Source organism: Rubellimicrobium arenae (assembly GCF_017916275.1).
GTDB lineage: Bacteria > Pseudomonadota > Alphaproteobacteria > Rhodobacterales > Rhodobacteraceae > Rubellimicrobium > Rubellimicrobium arenae.
The window spans coordinates 172,683-188,110 of the sequence record NZ_JAFMST010000004.1 but is presented as its reverse complement, the minus strand read 5'-3'; the positions used below and the strand labels follow the sequence as shown (position 1 = coordinate 188,110).

Annotated in this window: 12 protein-coding genes; 3 read left to right on the top strand and 9 right to left on the bottom strand. The window is 68.4% G+C overall.

Annotation, left to right across the window (positions count from 1 at the left end):
• The 3 genes from iolD to iolB are packed head-to-tail and all read left to right on the top strand — an operon-like array spanning position 1 to position 2,892.
• A complete protein-coding gene (gene iolD, locus J3P31_RS07750) occupies positions 1-1,830 on the top strand; it encodes a 3D-(3,5/4)-trihydroxycyclohexane-1,2-dione acylhydrolase (decyclizing) (RefSeq protein ID WP_210527850.1) in 1,830 nt (609 codons plus the stop codon).
• A 55-nt stretch (positions 1,831-1,885) separates the two neighbouring features.
• The gene (locus tag J3P31_RS07745) at positions 1,886-2,089 is read left to right on the top strand and encodes a hypothetical protein (RefSeq protein WP_210527849.1); all 204 of its coding nucleotides are present in this window, start codon (positions 1,886-1,888) and stop codon (positions 2,087-2,089) included.
• Positions 2,086-2,892 carry a 5-deoxy-glucuronate isomerase gene (gene iolB, locus J3P31_RS07740; protein ID WP_210527848.1) on the top strand — a complete coding sequence of 269 codons (807 nt, stop codon included), beginning with the start codon at positions 2,086-2,088 and terminating at the stop codon, positions 2,890-2,892. The genes J3P31_RS07745 and iolB overlap by 4 nt, the downstream gene beginning before the upstream one ends.
• Before the next feature lie 55 nt (positions 2,893-2,947).
• Here the strand turns inward: iolB and J3P31_RS07735 are convergent, their stop codons facing one another.
• From J3P31_RS07735 to J3P31_RS07695, 9 genes are all read right to left on the bottom strand, one after another.
• Positions 2,948-4,579, bottom strand: a complete 1,632-nt coding sequence (locus tag J3P31_RS07735) for an alpha-D-glucose phosphate-specific phosphoglucomutase (protein ID WP_210527847.1) — start codon at positions 4,577-4,579, stop codon at positions 2,948-2,950.
• A gap of 10 nt (positions 4,580-4,589) precedes the next feature.
• Positions 4,590-6,731 carry a glycogen debranching protein GlgX gene (gene glgX, locus J3P31_RS07730; protein ID WP_210527846.1) on the bottom strand — a complete coding sequence of 714 codons (2,142 nt, stop codon included), beginning with the start codon at positions 6,729-6,731 and terminating at the stop codon, positions 4,590-4,592.
• Positions 6,728-8,158: a glycogen synthase GlgA gene (gene glgA / locus J3P31_RS07725; protein WP_210527845.1), complete on the bottom strand. Its 1,431-nt coding sequence runs from the start codon at positions 8,156-8,158 to the stop codon at positions 6,728-6,730. Before glgA ends, glgX begins: the two co-directional genes overlap by 4 nt.
• Positions 8,155-9,414, bottom strand: a complete 1,260-nt coding sequence (gene glgC / locus J3P31_RS07720) for a glucose-1-phosphate adenylyltransferase (protein WP_210527844.1) — start codon at positions 9,412-9,414, stop codon at positions 8,155-8,157. Before glgC ends, glgA begins: the two co-directional genes overlap by 4 nt.
• 20 nt (positions 9,415-9,434) lie before the next feature.
• Complete coding sequence (glgB, locus tag J3P31_RS07715; RefSeq protein ID WP_210527843.1) at positions 9,435-11,627, bottom strand: 1,4-alpha-glucan branching protein GlgB; 2,193 nt, start codon at positions 11,625-11,627, stop codon at positions 9,435-9,437.
• A gap of 53 nt (positions 11,628-11,680) precedes the next feature.
• Positions 11,681-12,349, bottom strand: coding sequence for a nucleoside/nucleotide kinase family protein (locus tag J3P31_RS07710; protein WP_210527842.1), 669 nt, complete (start codon positions 12,347-12,349; stop codon positions 11,681-11,683).
• 1 nt (position 12,350) lies between these two features.
• A complete protein-coding gene (locus J3P31_RS07705; RefSeq protein ID WP_210527841.1) occupies positions 12,351-13,133 on the bottom strand; it encodes an ATP-binding cassette domain-containing protein in 783 nt (260 codons plus the stop codon).
• A complete protein-coding gene (locus tag J3P31_RS07700) occupies positions 13,133-14,215 on the bottom strand; it encodes an ABC transporter permease (protein WP_210527840.1) in 1,083 nt (360 codons plus the stop codon). The genes J3P31_RS07705 and J3P31_RS07700 overlap by 1 nt, the downstream gene beginning before the upstream one ends.
• Before the next feature lie 125 nt (positions 14,216-14,340).
• Positions 14,341-15,357 carry a sugar ABC transporter substrate-binding protein gene (locus J3P31_RS07695; protein WP_210527839.1) on the bottom strand — a complete coding sequence of 339 codons (1,017 nt, stop codon included), beginning with the start codon at positions 15,355-15,357 and terminating at the stop codon, positions 14,341-14,343.
• Positions 15,358-15,428: the final 71 nt, after the last annotated feature.

Genomic DNA, 15,428 nt, shown 5'->3' with positions numbered 1-15,428 from the left:
ATGACCACGATCCGCCTCACCGCCGCGCAGGCCATGGTGCGCTGGCTTTCCGTGCAACTGGCCGAGGACGGCCAGCCCTTCATCTCGGGCTGCTGGGCCATCTTCGGCCATGGCAACGTGGCCGGGATGGGCGAGGCGCTGCACGGGGTGCGTGACAGCTTCCCGACCTATCGCGGCCACAACGAGCAGGGCATGGCCCACGCCGCCATTGCCTACGCCAAGCAGTTGGGCCGCAGCCACGCCATGATGGTCACCTCCTCCATCGGGCCGGGCGCGCTCAATATGGTGACCGCGGCGGGGCTGGCGCATGTGAACCGCCTGCCGGTGCTGTTCGTGCCGGGCGACGTCTTCGCCAACCGCGGCCCCGACCCGGTGCTCCAGCAGGTCGAGGACTTCGGCGACGGCACGATGACGGCCAACGACTGCTTCCGCCCCGTGTCGCGCTACTTCGACCGGATCGAGCGGCCCGAGCAGCTGCTGACCGCGCTGCCGCGCGCCCTGCGGACCATGACCGACCCTGCCGACTGCGGGCCTGTGACCTTGGCCTTCTGCCAGGACGTCCAGTCCGAGGCCTACGAGTGGCCGGAGTCGTTCTTCACGCCCAAGACCTGGCGCCGCCGCCGCCCGCAGCCCGACCCGGTCGAGGTGCAGTCGGTCGCGGACCTGATCCGGGCCGCCGAGTCCCCCGTCATCGTCGCGGGCGGCGGCGTCCACTACGGCCACGCCACCGACAGCTTGCGCCGCTTTGCGGAAGCGACCGGCATCCCTGTGGTCGAGACGCAGGCCGGCAAGTCGGTGCTGCCCTGGGACCATCCGCTGAACCTCGGGCCGGTGGGCGTGACGGGGGCCTCCTCGGCCAACGCCGCCTGCGCGGGCGCGGATCTCGTGATCGGGGTCGGCACGCGCTTCCAGGACTTCACGACCGGCTCCTGGGCGCTGTTCTCGCGCCCGAACCGCAAGCTCGTGAGCCTCAACGTCGCCGCCTATGACGCCATGAAGCACGGGGCCGAGCCGCTCTGCTGCGACGCGGAGGCGGGGCTTGCCGCGCTCCTCGGCCAGCTCTCGGGCTACAAGGCCCGGCCGATCAGCGACCGGCTCAAGGCCGACTGGTTCGCCGACGTGGACCCGCTCACCGCCGCGCCCGAGGGCAATGCGGGCCTGCCGACCGACCAGCAGGTCATCGGCGCCGTGCAGCGCGCCTCGGGCCCCGACACCGTGGTCATGTGCGCCGCCGGCACCATGCCGGGCGAGCTGCACAAGCTCTGGAAGGGCACGCGGCCGATGTCCTACCACATGGAGTACGGCTTCAGCTGCATGGGCTACGAGGTGGCGGGCGCGCTCGGCATCAAGATGGCTGAACCCGCGCGCGACGTCATCTGCATGGTGGGCGACGGCAGCTACATGATGATGAACAGCGAACTCGCCACCGCCGCGATGATGGGCCAGAAGATCACGGTCGTGATCACCGACAACCGGGGCTACGGCTGCATCAACCGCCTCCAGATGTCCACGGGGCAGGTGGAGTTCAACAACCTGCTCAAGGACGCCCATGGCGGCCCGAACAGCAACATCGACTTCGCGGCCCATACCGCCGCCATGGGCGCGACCTCCGTCAAGGCCGGGAGCATCGCCGAGCTCGAGGCCGCGCTGGCGCGGCGGCACGAGGTGCAGGGGCCGCTGGTCGTCGTCATCGACACCGACCCCTATCCCTCCACCCCCTTTGGCGGCTACTGGTGGGATGTGGCCGTGCCCGAGGTCTCCGAGCGCAAGGAGGTCCGCGCCAAGCGGACCGCCTACGAGGAGAAGCTGAAGGACCAGGCCCGCACCTGATCCGCCACGCGCGGCCCCACGACCCGGGGGCCGCCGCCCATCCCTGCGAGGTCCGATGAACCGGCTGTTCGACTTCAACCATCCCTTCTTCCGGCCGCTCTGGATCCGGGTCGTCATCGTGGTCCTGTGCTTCGGTTGGGCGGTGGTCGAGTTCACCACGGGCGGGCCCATGTGGGGCATCCTGTTTGGAGCCATCGGAGCCGCCGCGTTCTATGGCTTCTTCCTCGACTTCAACCCCCGACCCCCCGAGGGCAAATGAGCCACCTCCTGATCCATCCCGACGGAACCTCCGGCAAGGTCCACGACGTGACGCCCGCCAGCGCAGGCTGGGGCTACGTGGGCTTCGGCCTCTACCGGCTCAGGGCCGGGGAACGCGCGGCCGAGCCGACGGGCGACACCGAGGTGATCCTCGTCCTCGTGGAAGGGAAGGCCCGCATCCAGGGGGCCGGCCAGGACTGGGGCGAGATGGGCGACCGCATGGACGTCTTCGAGAAAAGCCCGCCCCATTGCCTTTACCTGCCTAACGGCACGGACTGGGAGGCCGTGGCCACCACTGACTGCACGCTCGCGGTCTGCACCGCGCCCGGGAAGGGCAACTACCCGGCCCAGCGCCTCGGGCCCGAGGGGATCGAGCTCACGCCGCGCGGCAAGGGCACCAACACCCGCTACGTCAACAACATCGCCATGGAGATGCGGGACGTCGCGGACAGCCTGCTGGTCACCGAGGTCTACACGCCCGCAGGCAACTGGTCGTCCTATCCCTCGCATCGCCACGACGAGGACGACTTCCCGCGGATGACCTACCTGGAAGAGACGTATTACATGCGCCTCAATCCGGGGCAGGGGTTCGGCATCCAGCGGGTCTACACCGAGGATGGCTCGCTGGACGAGACGATGACCGTCAAGAACCACGACGTGACGCTGGTGCCCAAGGGCCACCATCCCTGCGGCGCGCCCTATGGCTACGAACTCTATTACCTCAACGTCATGGCCGGGCCGATCCGCAAGTGGCGGTTCAAGAACGACCCCGACCACGACTGGATCGCCCAGCGCGATGCGTGAATGAAAAAAGGGGGCCACTTGGCCCCCTTCGCATGTCCGACGCGCGGCGGCGCGTTCAGGTGATGACGTCCGGCGCCTGACGGCCCGTATGGGCCTTGATGCCCGCGATCTCGTCGGCGGCCCGGGCGATATCGGACAGCGCCTCGCCCGCGTTGCGGTCCAGCCGGGACGGATCGGTCTCCAGCGCCTCGAGGTAGACGCGCAGCGTCGCGCCGACCGTGCCGGTGCCCGACAGGCGGAAGACCACGCGCCCGCCGTCAGCGAAGCCGATCCGCAGGCCCTGCCGTTCGGACCGCGAGCCGTCCACCGGGTCGTCGTAGGCGAACTCGTCGGCGGTCGCGACGGTCAGTCCCGCGAAACTCTGGCCGGGCAGGGACCCCAGCTTGGCCCGAAGGCCGTCGTAGAGGGCGTTGGCCTTCTCGGTTTCCACGTCCTCGTAGTCGTGGCGCGAGTAGTAGTTGCGGCCATAGGTGCGCCAATGGTCCTCGAGCAGGGCCTTCACCGGCTGCCTGGTGTCGGCCAGGATGTTGAGCCAGAGGAGCACGGCCCAGAGGCCGTCCTTTTCGCGCACGTGGTCCGAACCGGTGCCGAAGGACTCCTCGCCGCAGAGCGTCGCGCGGCCGGCGTCGAGGAGGTTGCCGAAGAACTTCCAGCCGGTCGGCGTCTCGTAGCAGGCGATGCCCAGGGCGGCCGCCACCCGGTCCACGGCGGCCGAGGTCGGCATGGAGCGGGCCACGCCCTTGAGCCCTTCGCGGTAGCCGGGCGCGCGGTGTGCGTGGGCGGTCAACAGCGCGAGGCTGTCCGAAGGGGTGACGTAGGCATGGCGCCCCAGGACCATGTTGCGGTCGCCGTCGCCGTCCGAGGCCGCGCCGAAGTCGGGGCCGTCGTCGCTCATCAGGAGGTCGAACAACTCCTTGGCCCAGGTCGGGTTCGGGTCGGGGTGGCCGCCGCCGAAATCGGGCGAGGGGGTCGCATTGACGACCGTGCCCGCAGGGGCGCCAAGGCGGTTCTCGAGGATCTCCCGCGCATAGGGACCGGTGACCGCGTGCATCGCGTCGAAGCGCATGGTGAAGCCAGATGCAAAAAGCGCACGGATCGCGTCGAAGTCGAAAAGCTGCTCCATCAGCACGGCGTAGTCCGCGACGGGATCGACGACCTCGACCTCCAGCTCGCCCAGCCGGGTCGTGCCAAGCGTGGATAGGTCCACATCCTGCGCCACGGCGATGCGATACTCGGAGAGGGCCTTGGTGGCCTCGAAGATGCGGTCGGTGACGCCCTCGGGCGCGGGGCCGCCGTTCGGGGTGTTGTACTTGAGGCCGAAGTCCGCGTCCTCGCCGCCCGGGTTGTGCGAGGCCGACAGGATCAGCCCGCCGTCGGTGCCGCGGCTCCGGATCAGGTGGGAGGCGGCGGGCGTGGACAGGATCGCGTTCTGGCCGACGATCACCTTGGCCGCGCCGTTGGCCGCCGCCATCCGCAGGATCACCTGCGAGGCGCGGTCGTTGAAGTAGCGGCCGTCGCCGCCCAGGACGAGCGTCTTGCCCTGAACGCCGCCGATGCCGTCGAAGATGCTCTGGACGTAGTTCTCCAGGTAGTGCGGCTCCATGAAGACGCGGGTCTTCTTCCGCAGGCCGCTCGTGCCGGGCTTCTGGCCGGCGATGGGGGCGGTCGGGACGGTCCGGATCTCCATGACGTTCTCCTCAGGGTCTTGAAAGGGGCGTGGGCTCGAGGACGAGCACGACGACCGAGTCGGCTGCGACCTTGAGGGCCCGATGAATGCGGGTGGGTGGCGCGCATGGGTCGGCGGTGTCCACATGGAGCACCCAGACCCGGTCGAGCGGATGTTCGGGCAGGAAGACCAGCTGCTCCTCGCCCGCGTTGAAGACGGCAAAGATCGCGTCCTCGCGGGTCGTGCGCACGATGTAGTCGGGCGTGCCCGAGGCCACGCGCATCTCGACGGCGATCAGCCTCTGCCCGAGGTTGTTCCAGTCCACCTCGGTCATCGGCATCCCGTCGGCGCGCCGCCAGAACAGGTCCACCTGGCCGTCGATGGTGCGCGACCGCGAATGCAGGAACCGCTTCTGCCGCAGGATGGCGTGCCGCTTGCGGAAGGCGATCATGGTCCGGCAGAAGTCCAGGAACTCCTGGTCGGCGTGGTCCCAGTCGACCCACCCCGTCTCGTTGTCCTGGCAATAGGCGTTGTTGTTGCCGGACTGGGAGTTGCCCAGCTCGTCCCCGGCCAGGATCATCGGCGTTCCCTGGGCAAGCAGCAGGGTCGCCAGCATGTTCCGGCGCCGGCGCGCGCGCCGGGCGAGGATGGCGGGCTCCTCGGTCGGACCTTCGATCCCCAGGTTGTCGCTGTGGTTGTCCGAATGGCCGTCGCGGTTGTCCTCGCCGTTCGACGCGTTCTGCTTTTGCCGGTAGGAGACCACGTCCATGAGCGTGAAGCCGTCATGGGCCGTCACGAAGTTGACCGAGGAGGTCGCGGGCCGTCCGTCATGGTCGAACTTCAGCGCCGAGCCCGACAGGCGCATCGCCAGCTTGCGCACCATGTCCGGGTCTCCGCGCCAGTAGCGGCGCACCTGGTCGCGGAACTTGTCGTTCCATTCCAGGAACGGCGGTGGGAAGGCCCCCAGCTGGTAGCCCCCCGGTCCGACGTCCCATGGCTCGGCGATCAGCTTGACGCGGCCCAGCACGGGATCCTGCCGCAGCGCTTGGAGGAAGGGATGGTTCCGGTCGAAGCCACGCGCCGTGCGTCCCAAGGTCGTCGCCAGGTCGAAGCGGAAGCCGTCCACATGCATGTGTTCGACCCAGTAGCGCAGGCTGTCGAGGACCATCCGCATCACGAACGGATGGTCCATGTTGAGCATGTTGCCCGTGCCGGTGTCGTTCAGGTAGTAGCGCGGGCTTTCGGCAAGGCGATAGTAGCTCGCGTTGTCGAGGCCCCGGAAGCTGAGCGTGGGGCCCATGTGGTTCCCCTCGCAGGTGTGGTTGTAGACCACGTCGAGGATGACCTCGATCCCGGCGGAGTGGAATCGCCGCACCATGGACTGGAAGTCCGACAGCTGGCCCGTCGACATGTAGCGTGGCTCGGGCGCGAAGAACCCGAGCGTCATGTAGCCCCAGTAGTTCCGCAGGCCCTTGTCCAGCAGGAACTTGTCGTCCACGAAGGCGTGCACCGGCAGGAGCTCGATGGCGCTCACCCCCAGGCGGGTCAGGTGATCGAGCACCGGCTCGGAGGCCAGCCCTGCGAAGGTCCCCCGATGCGGCACGTCGCGCCGCCCCATGGTCAGGCCGCGGACATGGGCTTCGTAGATCACCGTCTCGGTCAGGGGATGGTCGGGCGGCAGGTCGCCCCGCCAGTCGAAGCTCGGATCGGTGACGACCGCGCGGGGCATGAAGTTCGACGAGTCCCGGGTGTCGAAGGTCAGGTCGCCGTGCTTGGAGGAGGTGTCGTAGCCGAACAGGGCGGCGTCCCATTCCAGCTGTCCCGCGATGCGCTTGGCATAGGGGTCGAGCAGGAGCTTGTGCGGATTGAACCGGTGCCCTTCGTCGGGGCGGTAGGGGCCATGCGCGCGGAATCCGTAGGCCTGCCCGGGCAGCAGGCCGGGGACATACCCGTGCCAGACATGGCCATCCCGTTCGGGCAGGTCGAGCCATTCGGCCTCCCATCGGCCATTCGGCGAGAAGAGGCAGAGCGTCATCTTGGTGGCGTGCTGCGAGAACACGGCGAAGTTCACGCCTTCCCCGTCCCAGGTGGCTCCCAGGGGGTAAGGGCGTCCGGACGTGATGGCGCCGTGTGGGGCGATACCGCTGGCGATCAGGTGGCCTTCTGGCTTCATTCGTGGGGTGCGAGGTCTCGGTACAACTTGGCATAGGCTTTGGCGGAGGTCTGCCAGCCTACCGGTTGCGCCATCGCATTCGCCTGCATCCGCGTCCAGACGTCACGATCGGCGTAAAGGTCACACAGTTGCACCAGAGCACCCCGAAGCGCGTCGGCCGTCACCGGATGGAACTGAAGCCCGGTCGCCACTCCGGCCGCCAGCGCCGCCGGCGAGGCGTTGATCACCGTATCCGCCAGTCCGCCAGTCAGGGCTACGACGGGAATGGTGCCATAGCGAAGGCCATACATCTGGGTGAGGCCGCAGGGCTCGAAGCGGGACGGCACGAGGATGGCGTCGCCGCCCGCCATCATGCGGTGGGACAGCGCCTCGTCATAGCCGATCCGCACGCCAACCGGACCGCCCTGGGAGGCGTTGCGGAACGCTTCCTCCATCCAGCCCTCGCCCGATCCCAGCACCGCGAGCTGCCCGCCATGGGCCAGCAGGGTCGGAAGCGCCTCGATCAGGAGGTCCAGCCCCTTCTGCTCGGTGAGGCGGGAGACGACGACGCAGAGCGGCCCGTCGGAATCGGGCAGGCCAAACTCCCGCCGCAGGGCCTCCTTGTTGGCATCCTTGCCCGAGGCGTCGGCGTAAGGCGTCACAGCCGGGTCGGTCATGGGGTTCCAGACCCCTTCGTCGATGCCGTTGAGGATGCCGCAAAGCACGTCGCGGCGCGCGCGCATCACTCCGTCGAGGCCCATGCCGAACTCGGGCTGGAGCAGCTCGGCCGCGTAGGTCGGCGACACCGTGGTCAAGCGGTCCGCCCCCACGAGCCCGGCCTTGAGCGCCGAGATCCTGCCCCAGAACTCGAATCCTTCGGGGTTGAACCGCTCCGGATCGAGCCGGAGGGAGCCGATCCGTCCATAGGAGGCGAGGCCGTGGAAGGCCATGTTGTGGACGGTGAGGACGGTTCCCGTGCGATCCCTGGCGTCGAAGGTCCGAAGGTATTCCGGAACGAGCCCGGCCTGCCAGTCGTGGCAGTGGATCACATGCGGCCGCCAGCCCGCAACCCCGTCGGCGGCGATGCGGGCGGCCATCCAGCACAGTCCGGCAAAGCGTTCCGGGTTGTCGGGCCAGTCATGTCCGTCCGCCCCGAGGTAGATCGATCCCAGCCGGTCGTAGAGATGCGGCGCATCGATGACGAGGAGGTTCAGCCCCGCCGCCGTCGCGGCGATGAGGTTGGCATGGCCCCCGAAGAGGTCCCACTCCTCCATGACCACGGCGTCGCGGGCCAGGGCCTTCATCACCTGCGGATAGCCCGGCAGGAGGATGCGCATATCCACCCCTTCGGGCGCGAGCGCGCCGGGAAGGGCCCCCACCACATCCGCGAGACCGCCGGTCTTGACCAGCGGCGCGCATTCCGACGCGACCGACAGGACCTGGATCATCGGCTCGCCGCTCTGCGGTCCAGCATGTCCTGGGTGATCAGGGTGATGCCCTTCTCGCTCACCCGGAACCACTTCGCGTCCTCCTCCGGGTCCTCGCCGACCACGAGGCCCTCGGGGATCACCACCCCGCGGTCGATCACGACGCGCCGGAGCCGGGCGTGGCGGTTCACGACGGCATAGGGAAGCACGACCGCATGGTCGAGCGTCGCGAAGGAGTTGGTGTGCACCTGCGTGAAGAGGAGCGAGTTGCGCACCTCGGTCCCCGAGATGATGCAGCCGCCGGACACCATCGACGACACGGCGCTGCCCCGGCGCCCCTCCTCGTCATGGATGAACTTGGCCGGCGGAGTCATCTCCGAATAGGTCCAGATCGGCCAGTCGTGGTCCCAGAGGTTCAGTTCGGGGATGAAGTTGGTCAGGTCGATGTTGGCCTGCCAGTAGGCGTCCACCGTTCCCACGTCGCGCCAGTAGGCGGGCGCTCCGGGCGCGCGCACGCAGGAATCGTCGAAGCGGTGCGCCCGCGCCGCGCCGCGCGCCACGATGCCCGGGATCAGGTCGTGGCCGAAGTCATGGCTCGAATTGGGGTCGTTCGCATCCTTCAGGAGCAGGTCGCGCAGGAAGGGCCACGAGAAGACGTAGATCCCCATGGAGGCCAGGGCGAGGTTCGGGTCCTCGGGCGTGGAGGGAGGGTCCTTCGGCTTCTCGAGAAAGCTCGTGATCTTGCCGGATGCATCCACGGCCATCACCCCGAAGGCCGAGGCTTCCTCGCGCGGGACGGTCAGGCATCCCACGGTCACGTCCGCGCCGCTTTCGGCGTGCTCGCGGATCATGATCTCGTAGTCCATCTTGTAGATGTGGTCGCCGGCCAGGATGATGATGAAATCGACGTCGTAGCTGTCGACGATGTCGATGTTCTGCGTCACCGCGTCGGCCGTGCCCCGGTACCAGCTTTCCTCGTCCATGCGCTGCGAGGCGGGGAGGATGTCGAGGAACTCGTTCCGCTCGGCGCGGAAGAAGTTCCAGCCGCGCTGGACATGGCGGATCAGCGAATGCGCCTTGTACTGGGTCGCGATGGCCATCTTGCGGATGCCCGAGTTCATCGCGTTTGACAGGGCGAAGTCGATGATCCGGGACTTGCCCCCGAAGTAGACGGCGGGCTTGACCCGCCGGTCGGTGAGTTCGCGCAGGCGCGAGCCGCGGCCGCCGGCAAGGACGAAGGCCATGGACTTTGTGGTCAGTCTGCGAGTCTGCGGCATGCGTCGGGCCTCCCCACCCGTCAGCGTTCCAGCTTGAAGATCAGGGTCGAGAGCGGCGGCAGCGTCATGGTGGCCGAGAAGGGCTGGCCCATCCAGCCCGTGGCCTCGGCGGTGACGCCACCCATGTTGCCGCGGCCCCCGCCGTCATAGATGATCGCATCGGTGTTCAGGACCTCGCGCCAGCGGCCGCCCTCGGGCAGGCCGATCCGGTGGTCGCGGCGCTCGACGGGCGTGAAGTTGCAGACCACCACGCAGGGCTCATCGGCCTCGAAGCCGCGCCGGACCCAGGCGAAGATCGAGTTTTCGGCGTCGTTGCCCTCGATCCACTGGAACCCCTCGGGGTCGGAATCCCGGGCGTGAAGGGACGGCGTGCCGCGGTAGAGCGTGTTGAGGTCGCGCACCAGCCGCTGGATGCCGCGGTGCTCGGGCCCGTGGGCCGGGGCGGCCCAGTCGATCTCGCCCTGGTGGTTCCACTCGGCGCGCTGGGCGAACTCGCAGCCCATGAACAGCAGCTTCTTGCCCGGATGCGCCCACATGAAGCCGTAGTAGGCGCGGAGGTTGGCGCATTTCTCCCACCAGTTGCCGGGCATCTTGGCGACCATCGAGCCCTTGCCGTGCACGACCTCGTCGTGGCTGATCGGCAGGATGAAGTTCTCGGAAAAGGCGTAATGCAGCCCGAAGGTCATCTGGTGGTGGTGATCCTTCCGGTGGATGGGGTCGAGGTGCATGTAACGGAGGGTGTCGTTCATCCACCCCATGTTCCACTTGTAGCCAAAGCCCAGGCCGCCCACGTCGGTCGGCGCCGACACCTTGGGGAAGGACGTGGACTCCTCGGCGACGGTCATGATGCCGGGATGACGGGCGTAGGCGGCCTCGTTCATCCGCCGCAGGAAGGCGATGGCCTCGAGGTTCTCGCGGCCGCCGTGGACGTTGGGAATCCACTCGCCCTCCTTGCGGGAGTAGTCGCGGTAAAGCATCGAGGCCACCGCATCCACGCGGAGACCGTCGATGTGGTACTCCTCGAGCCAGTAGAGAGCGTTCGCGACCAGGAAGTTGGCGACCTCGGTCCGGCCGTAGTTGTAGATCAGGGTGTTCCAGTCCTGGTGGAACCCCTCGCGCGGGTCCTGATGCTCGTAGAGCGCGGTGCCGTCGAAGCGGGCGAGCCCGTGCGCGTCGGTCGGGAAATGACCCGGCACCCAGTCCAGCAGCACGCCCAGGCCCGCCCCATGCGCGGCCTCGACGAGGTCACGGAATTCGTGCGGGGGGCCGAAGCGAATCGTGGGCGCATAAAGCCCGACCGGCTGGTAACCCCATGAGCCGTCGAAGGGGTATTCGGAGACCGGCAGGAACTCGAGGTGGGTGAAGCCCATGTCCTTGGCATAGTCCACCAGCTGGGTCGCGGCCTCGCGATAGGACAGGGGGCGACCGCCTTCCTTCCAGACGCGCTTCCAGGAGCCGAGGTGCACCTCGTAGATGGAGATCGGCGCGTCGCGGCGGTTGCGGTTCGCGCGCGCCTCCATCCAGCTCTCGTCCTGCCAGCCGTAGCCATGGATGTCGCGCACGACACTGGCCGTCTGAGGGGGATGCTGCGAGCCGAAGCCGACCGGGTCCGCCTTGAGCGGCAGCAGCTCGCCGTGGGGGCCGATGATCTCGTACTTGTAGCAGGCGCGTTCCTGGACGCCGGGGACGAAGATCTCCCATACGCCGGTGCCGCCGCGGCGACGCATCGGATGGCGCCGCCCGTCCCAGGCGTTGAAGTCGCCCACCACCGAGACGCGCCGGGCATTGGGAGCCCAGACCGCGAAGTGGGTGCCGGGCACGCCCTCGTGCGTCAGGACGTGGGCGCCCAGAACCTCCCAGAGCCGCTGGTGGGAGCCTTCGCCCAGAAGGTACTCATCCAGATCGGACATGACAGGGCCGAAGCGGTAGGCGTCCTCATAGTCCCAGCTGCCGCCAAAGCCCCGGCCGCGCAGATGGTAGGTGGCGCCGTCGGGGACCTCCCCGCAGAAGAGCGCCCCCGACACGCGGGGCAGGGGATATTCGGTGCCGTCGACCACGGCGGCCATCTCCTCGGCCCCGGGGTCCATGGCGGCCACCCAGGTCGCCGTGCCGTGATGGTGCGGGCCAAGGACCGAGAACGGGTCGTCATGCCTCCCGTCGAGGAGACGCGAGACCGTCGCGGCGTCAAGCGGGTGGGGCGCGGTGGTATCCATCTTTCAGGATCATAGGTCCTGACCGCTCTCCCGCAAGGGACCGATCACGACGCTCAGGCGGACTGTGCCGGTGGCGCCGGCCGTTCCCCGGGCCGGGTCGCGAGCAGGAGGTGGGCCGGCAGCTCGTTCCGGAGGATTCGCTCGGCGTTGGGCACGTCGTTGATCTCGGCCCGGCGGGTCGCGGCGGCCCGCGAAAGACCATGGTCGAGCCACCGCTGGATGAGCCGGGCGCGAAGCTCGCGCAGCGGCACGTCGAGTCGCGCCGACAGGTCCCAGAGCGGCACAAGGTCTCGCCACGGGGCTTCGTCGAAGAGAAGGTAGTTGCCTTCGCAGATGACGATCTGGCAGTCGGCGGGGACCACCTGGGCCCCGGCGACGGCCAGGTCCCGCGCGCGATCGAAGATCGGGGCGACCACCTCGCCGCCGGCCTTGAGCCGATGGACGAGGTGCAGGAAGCCCTGGATGTCGAAGGTTTCAGGGGCGCCCTTGCGCTGGCGGAGGCCACGGCCCTCCAGCACGGCGCTGTCCAGCAGGAAGCCGTCCAGCGGGACGACCTCGGCCCGGTATCGCTGGGCGGTCAGACGGCGGTGGAGCGCGGAGGCCATGGTGGACTTGCCGGCTCCGGGCGCCCCCGCGAGCGCCACGAGGACGCGGGGGCGCGTCTCGGTCAGGACGGCCGCCCGCTCGGCGAGGGCCGTCACCTGCGCCGAGGTGTCGAGCACCTCAGGCGGTCTCGAACTCGGTGTCGGGCACGCGCGCCCCGGTCATGTAGGCCACCGCATCCGACATGGTGTGGTTCTGCGGCCGGATCACGCAAAGCCTGCGCCCGAGCCGGTGGACGTGGATGCGGTCCGCGACCTCGAAGACATGGGGCATGTTGTGCGAGATCAGGATGATGGGGATGCCCCGCGACTTCACGTCGAGGATCAGCTCCAGCACGCGGCGGGATTCCTTGACGCCCAGCGCGGCGGTGGGCTCATCCAGGATGATGACCTTGGAGCCGAAGGCCGCCGCCCGGGCCACCGCCACCCCCTGCCGCTGGCCGCCCGAGAGCGTCTCGACGGCCTGGTTGATGTTCTGGATGGTCATCAGCCCCAGCTCGGTCAGCTTTTCCCGGGCGAACTTCTCCATCCGCGGGCGGTCGAGCTGGCGGAACACGCTGCCCAGAACGCCGGGTTTCCGGAGTTCGCGGCCCATGAACATGTTGTCGGCGATCGACAGGGCAGGGGACATCGCGAGGGTCTGGTAAACCGTCTCGATGCCGGCCGCGCGCGCCTCGGTCGGCTTGGTGAACTGGACCTTGCGCCCTTCGAGGAAGATCTCGCCTTCGTCCGGCACCACCGCGCCCGAGATGGCCTTGATCAGCGTGGACTTGCCCGCGCCGTTGTCGCCGATGACGGCCAGGATCTCGCCCGGGTAGAGGTCGAAGTCGCAGTTGTCGAGCGCGACGACCTTGCCGTAGCGCTTCACCAGCCCACGGCCCTTGAGAATGGGTTCCACGGCCATCACGCAGCCACCTTTCTGATCCACTGGTCCACGGCGACGGCCACGATGATCAGCACGCCGATGAAGAAGAAGGTCCACTGGGCGTCGGCCCCGAGAAGCCGCAGGCCCAGCGAGAACACGCCCACGATCAGCGCCCCGAACAGCGCGCCCACGATGGATCCGCGCCCGCCGAAGAGCGAGATGCCCCCGATCACCACGGCGGTGATCGACTGGATGTTGAGCTCGGCCCCCGAGGTCGGCGAGACCGATCCGATCCGGCCGATCAGGGCCCAGCCCGCGAAGGCGCAGATCAGGCCCGACAGCGCATAGACCGAGATCAGCGTGCCCCGCACGTTCACGCCCGACAGCTGCGCCGCGTCAGGATCGTCGCCCACGGCATAGACGTGCCGGCCCCAGGCGGTCTGCCGCAGCGCATAGGCCAGCACGATCACCAGCAGGATCATGAAGATCACGCCATAGGTGAAGGTGGCGCCGCCGCGTCCGTTCTCGTCGGCGCCGATCTTGAACGTGTTCGCGAAGAACTGCAGGAGCGGGGCCTCGGCCTGGATCTCCTGCGATCGGATCGTCTCGTTGGCCGAATAAAGGAAGTTGGTGGCCAGGATGATCTGCCAGGTCCCCAGCGTCACGATGAAGGGCGGCAGCTTCATCACCGCCACGAGCCAGCCGTTGAGGCTCCCCAGGATGCCGCCCACGCCCAGGCCGCAGAGGATGGCCAGCGGCACGGGGAGGCCGTAGCGGAACACGAACTGCCCCATGATGACCGAGCTGAGCACGGTGATCGCGCCCACCGAAAGGTCGATGCCGGCGGTGAGGATGACCAGCGTCTGCGCCGCCGCGACGATCCCCACGAGCTGGACCTGCTGCAGGATCAGCGTCAGCGAGCCTGCCGAGAAGAAGCGGTTCCCGATCAGCAGGCCGAACAGGATGATCGACACGATCAGGACGATCATCGGCACCAGCGCCGGGGTCGTGTGGAGCGCGTGCTGGAACCGCTTGATCAGGGTTTTGTCTTCGTGGAACTCGGCCACCGCCTCGGTGCGGCGCTCCTTGACCACGGATTCGAAGTTGTCGGTGCCGCTCATGCGAGGCGTTCTCCTCCGGGGGAGGGGTTTGTTCCCCTCATGTGGCTGGGGCGGACCGAAGCCCGCCCCAGTTTGGGTTCAGTGTGGGACGAGACCGCCCCACCGATCAAGCCTGATGCCGGGCCTCAGCCCCAGCAGAGGCCCAGGCCTTCGTCCGAGGTGATCGACTCGACGCCGTCGACCGGCTTGTCGGTGATCAGCTTCACGCCGGTGTCGAAGAAGTCCTTGCCCTCGGTCGGCTGGGGCAGGGTGCCGTCCTTGGCGTACTGGGCGATCGCCTCGATGCCGAGGGCGGCCATCTGCAGCGGGTACTGCTGCGAGGTGGCGCCGATCACGCCTTCCTTCACGTTCTGCACGCCGGGGCAGCCGCCATCCACCGAGACGATCAGCACGTCCGATTCGCGGCCCACGGCCTTGAGGGCCTCGTAGGCGCCTGCGGCGGCCGGTTCGTTGATCGTGTAGACGACGTTCACGTCCGGGTTGACGGTGAGGAGGTTCTCCATGGCGGTGCGGCCGCCTTCCTCGTTGCCCTGGGTCACGTCGTGGCCGACGATCCGGGCATCATCCTCGTCGCCGATGACGTTGGCGTCCTTGGTGTCGATCCCGAAGCCGGTCATGAAGCCCTGGTCGCGGAGCACGTCGACGGACGGCTGGCTCACGTTCAGGTCGAGGAAGGCGATCTTGGCGTCGGCGGCGGCGTCGCCCAGCTGGGCGGCGGCCCACTGGCCGATGAGCAGGCCGGCCTGGAAGTTGTCGGTCGCGAAGGTCGCGTCGGCGGCGTCGATCGGGTTCAGCGGCGTGTCGAGGGCGATCACGAGCAGGCCGGCGTCACGGGCCGCCTTGACCGAATCGACGATCGCGGAGGTGTCGGAGGCCGCGATCAGGATGCCCGAGGCGCCGGAGGCGATGCAGGTCTCGATGGCCTGGACCTGCGATTCATGGTCGCCGTCCACCTTCCCCGCGTAGGAGCTCAGCGAGATGCCCAGCTCGGCGGCCTTGGCTTCGGCGCCTTCGCGCATCTTCACGAAGAACGGGTTGGTGTCCGTCTTGGTGATGAGGCAGGCCGACGTGCCTTCTTGCGCGAACGCGGCGCCGGACATGGCGATGACGGCCAGCGCGGAGCCGGCGAGAAGCTTCTTCATGTGTCGTGTCCTCCCAGACATTCGGCGCGAACCTCCTGGTCCGCGACCGTCCCCTGCCTCCCTGGCAGCGG

Excerpts from the sequence above, each read along its gene's own strand:
- J3P31_RS07700 (WP_210527840.1), bottom strand. The coding sequence starts at position 14,215 with ATGAGCGGCACCGACAACTTCGAATCCGTGGTCAAGGAGCGCCGCACC.
- iolD (WP_210527850.1), top strand. The coding sequence starts at position 1 with ATGACCACGATCCGCCTCACCGCCGCGCAGGCCATGGTGCGCTGGCTT.
- iolB (WP_210527848.1), top strand. The coding sequence starts at position 2,086 with ATGAGCCACCTCCTGATCCATCCCGACGGAACCTCCGGCAAGGTCCAC.
- glgX (WP_210527846.1), bottom strand. The coding sequence starts at position 6,731 with ATGAAGCCAGAAGGCCACCTGATCGCCAGCGGTATCGCCCCACACGGC.
- glgB (WP_210527843.1), bottom strand. The coding sequence starts at position 11,627 with ATGGATACCACCGCGCCCCACCCGCTTGACGCCGCGACGGTCTCGCGT.
- J3P31_RS07745 (WP_210527849.1), top strand. The coding sequence starts at position 1,886 with ATGAACCGGCTGTTCGACTTCAACCATCCCTTCTTCCGGCCGCTCTGG.
- J3P31_RS07705 (WP_210527841.1), bottom strand. The coding sequence starts at position 13,133 with ATGGCCGTGGAACCCATTCTCAAGGGCCGTGGGCTGGTGAAGCGCTAC.
- glgA (WP_210527845.1), bottom strand. The coding sequence starts at position 8,158 with ATGATCCAGGTCCTGTCGGTCGCGTCGGAATGCGCGCCGCTGGTCAAG.
- J3P31_RS07735 (WP_210527847.1), bottom strand. The coding sequence starts at position 4,579 with ATGGAGATCCGGACCGTCCCGACCGCCCCCATCGCCGGCCAGAAGCCC.
- J3P31_RS07695 (WP_210527839.1), bottom strand. The coding sequence starts at position 15,357 with ATGAAGAAGCTTCTCGCCGGCTCCGCGCTGGCCGTCATCGCCATGTCC.
- glgC (WP_210527844.1), bottom strand. The coding sequence starts at position 9,414 with ATGCCGCAGACTCGCAGACTGACCACAAAGTCCATGGCCTTCGTCCTT.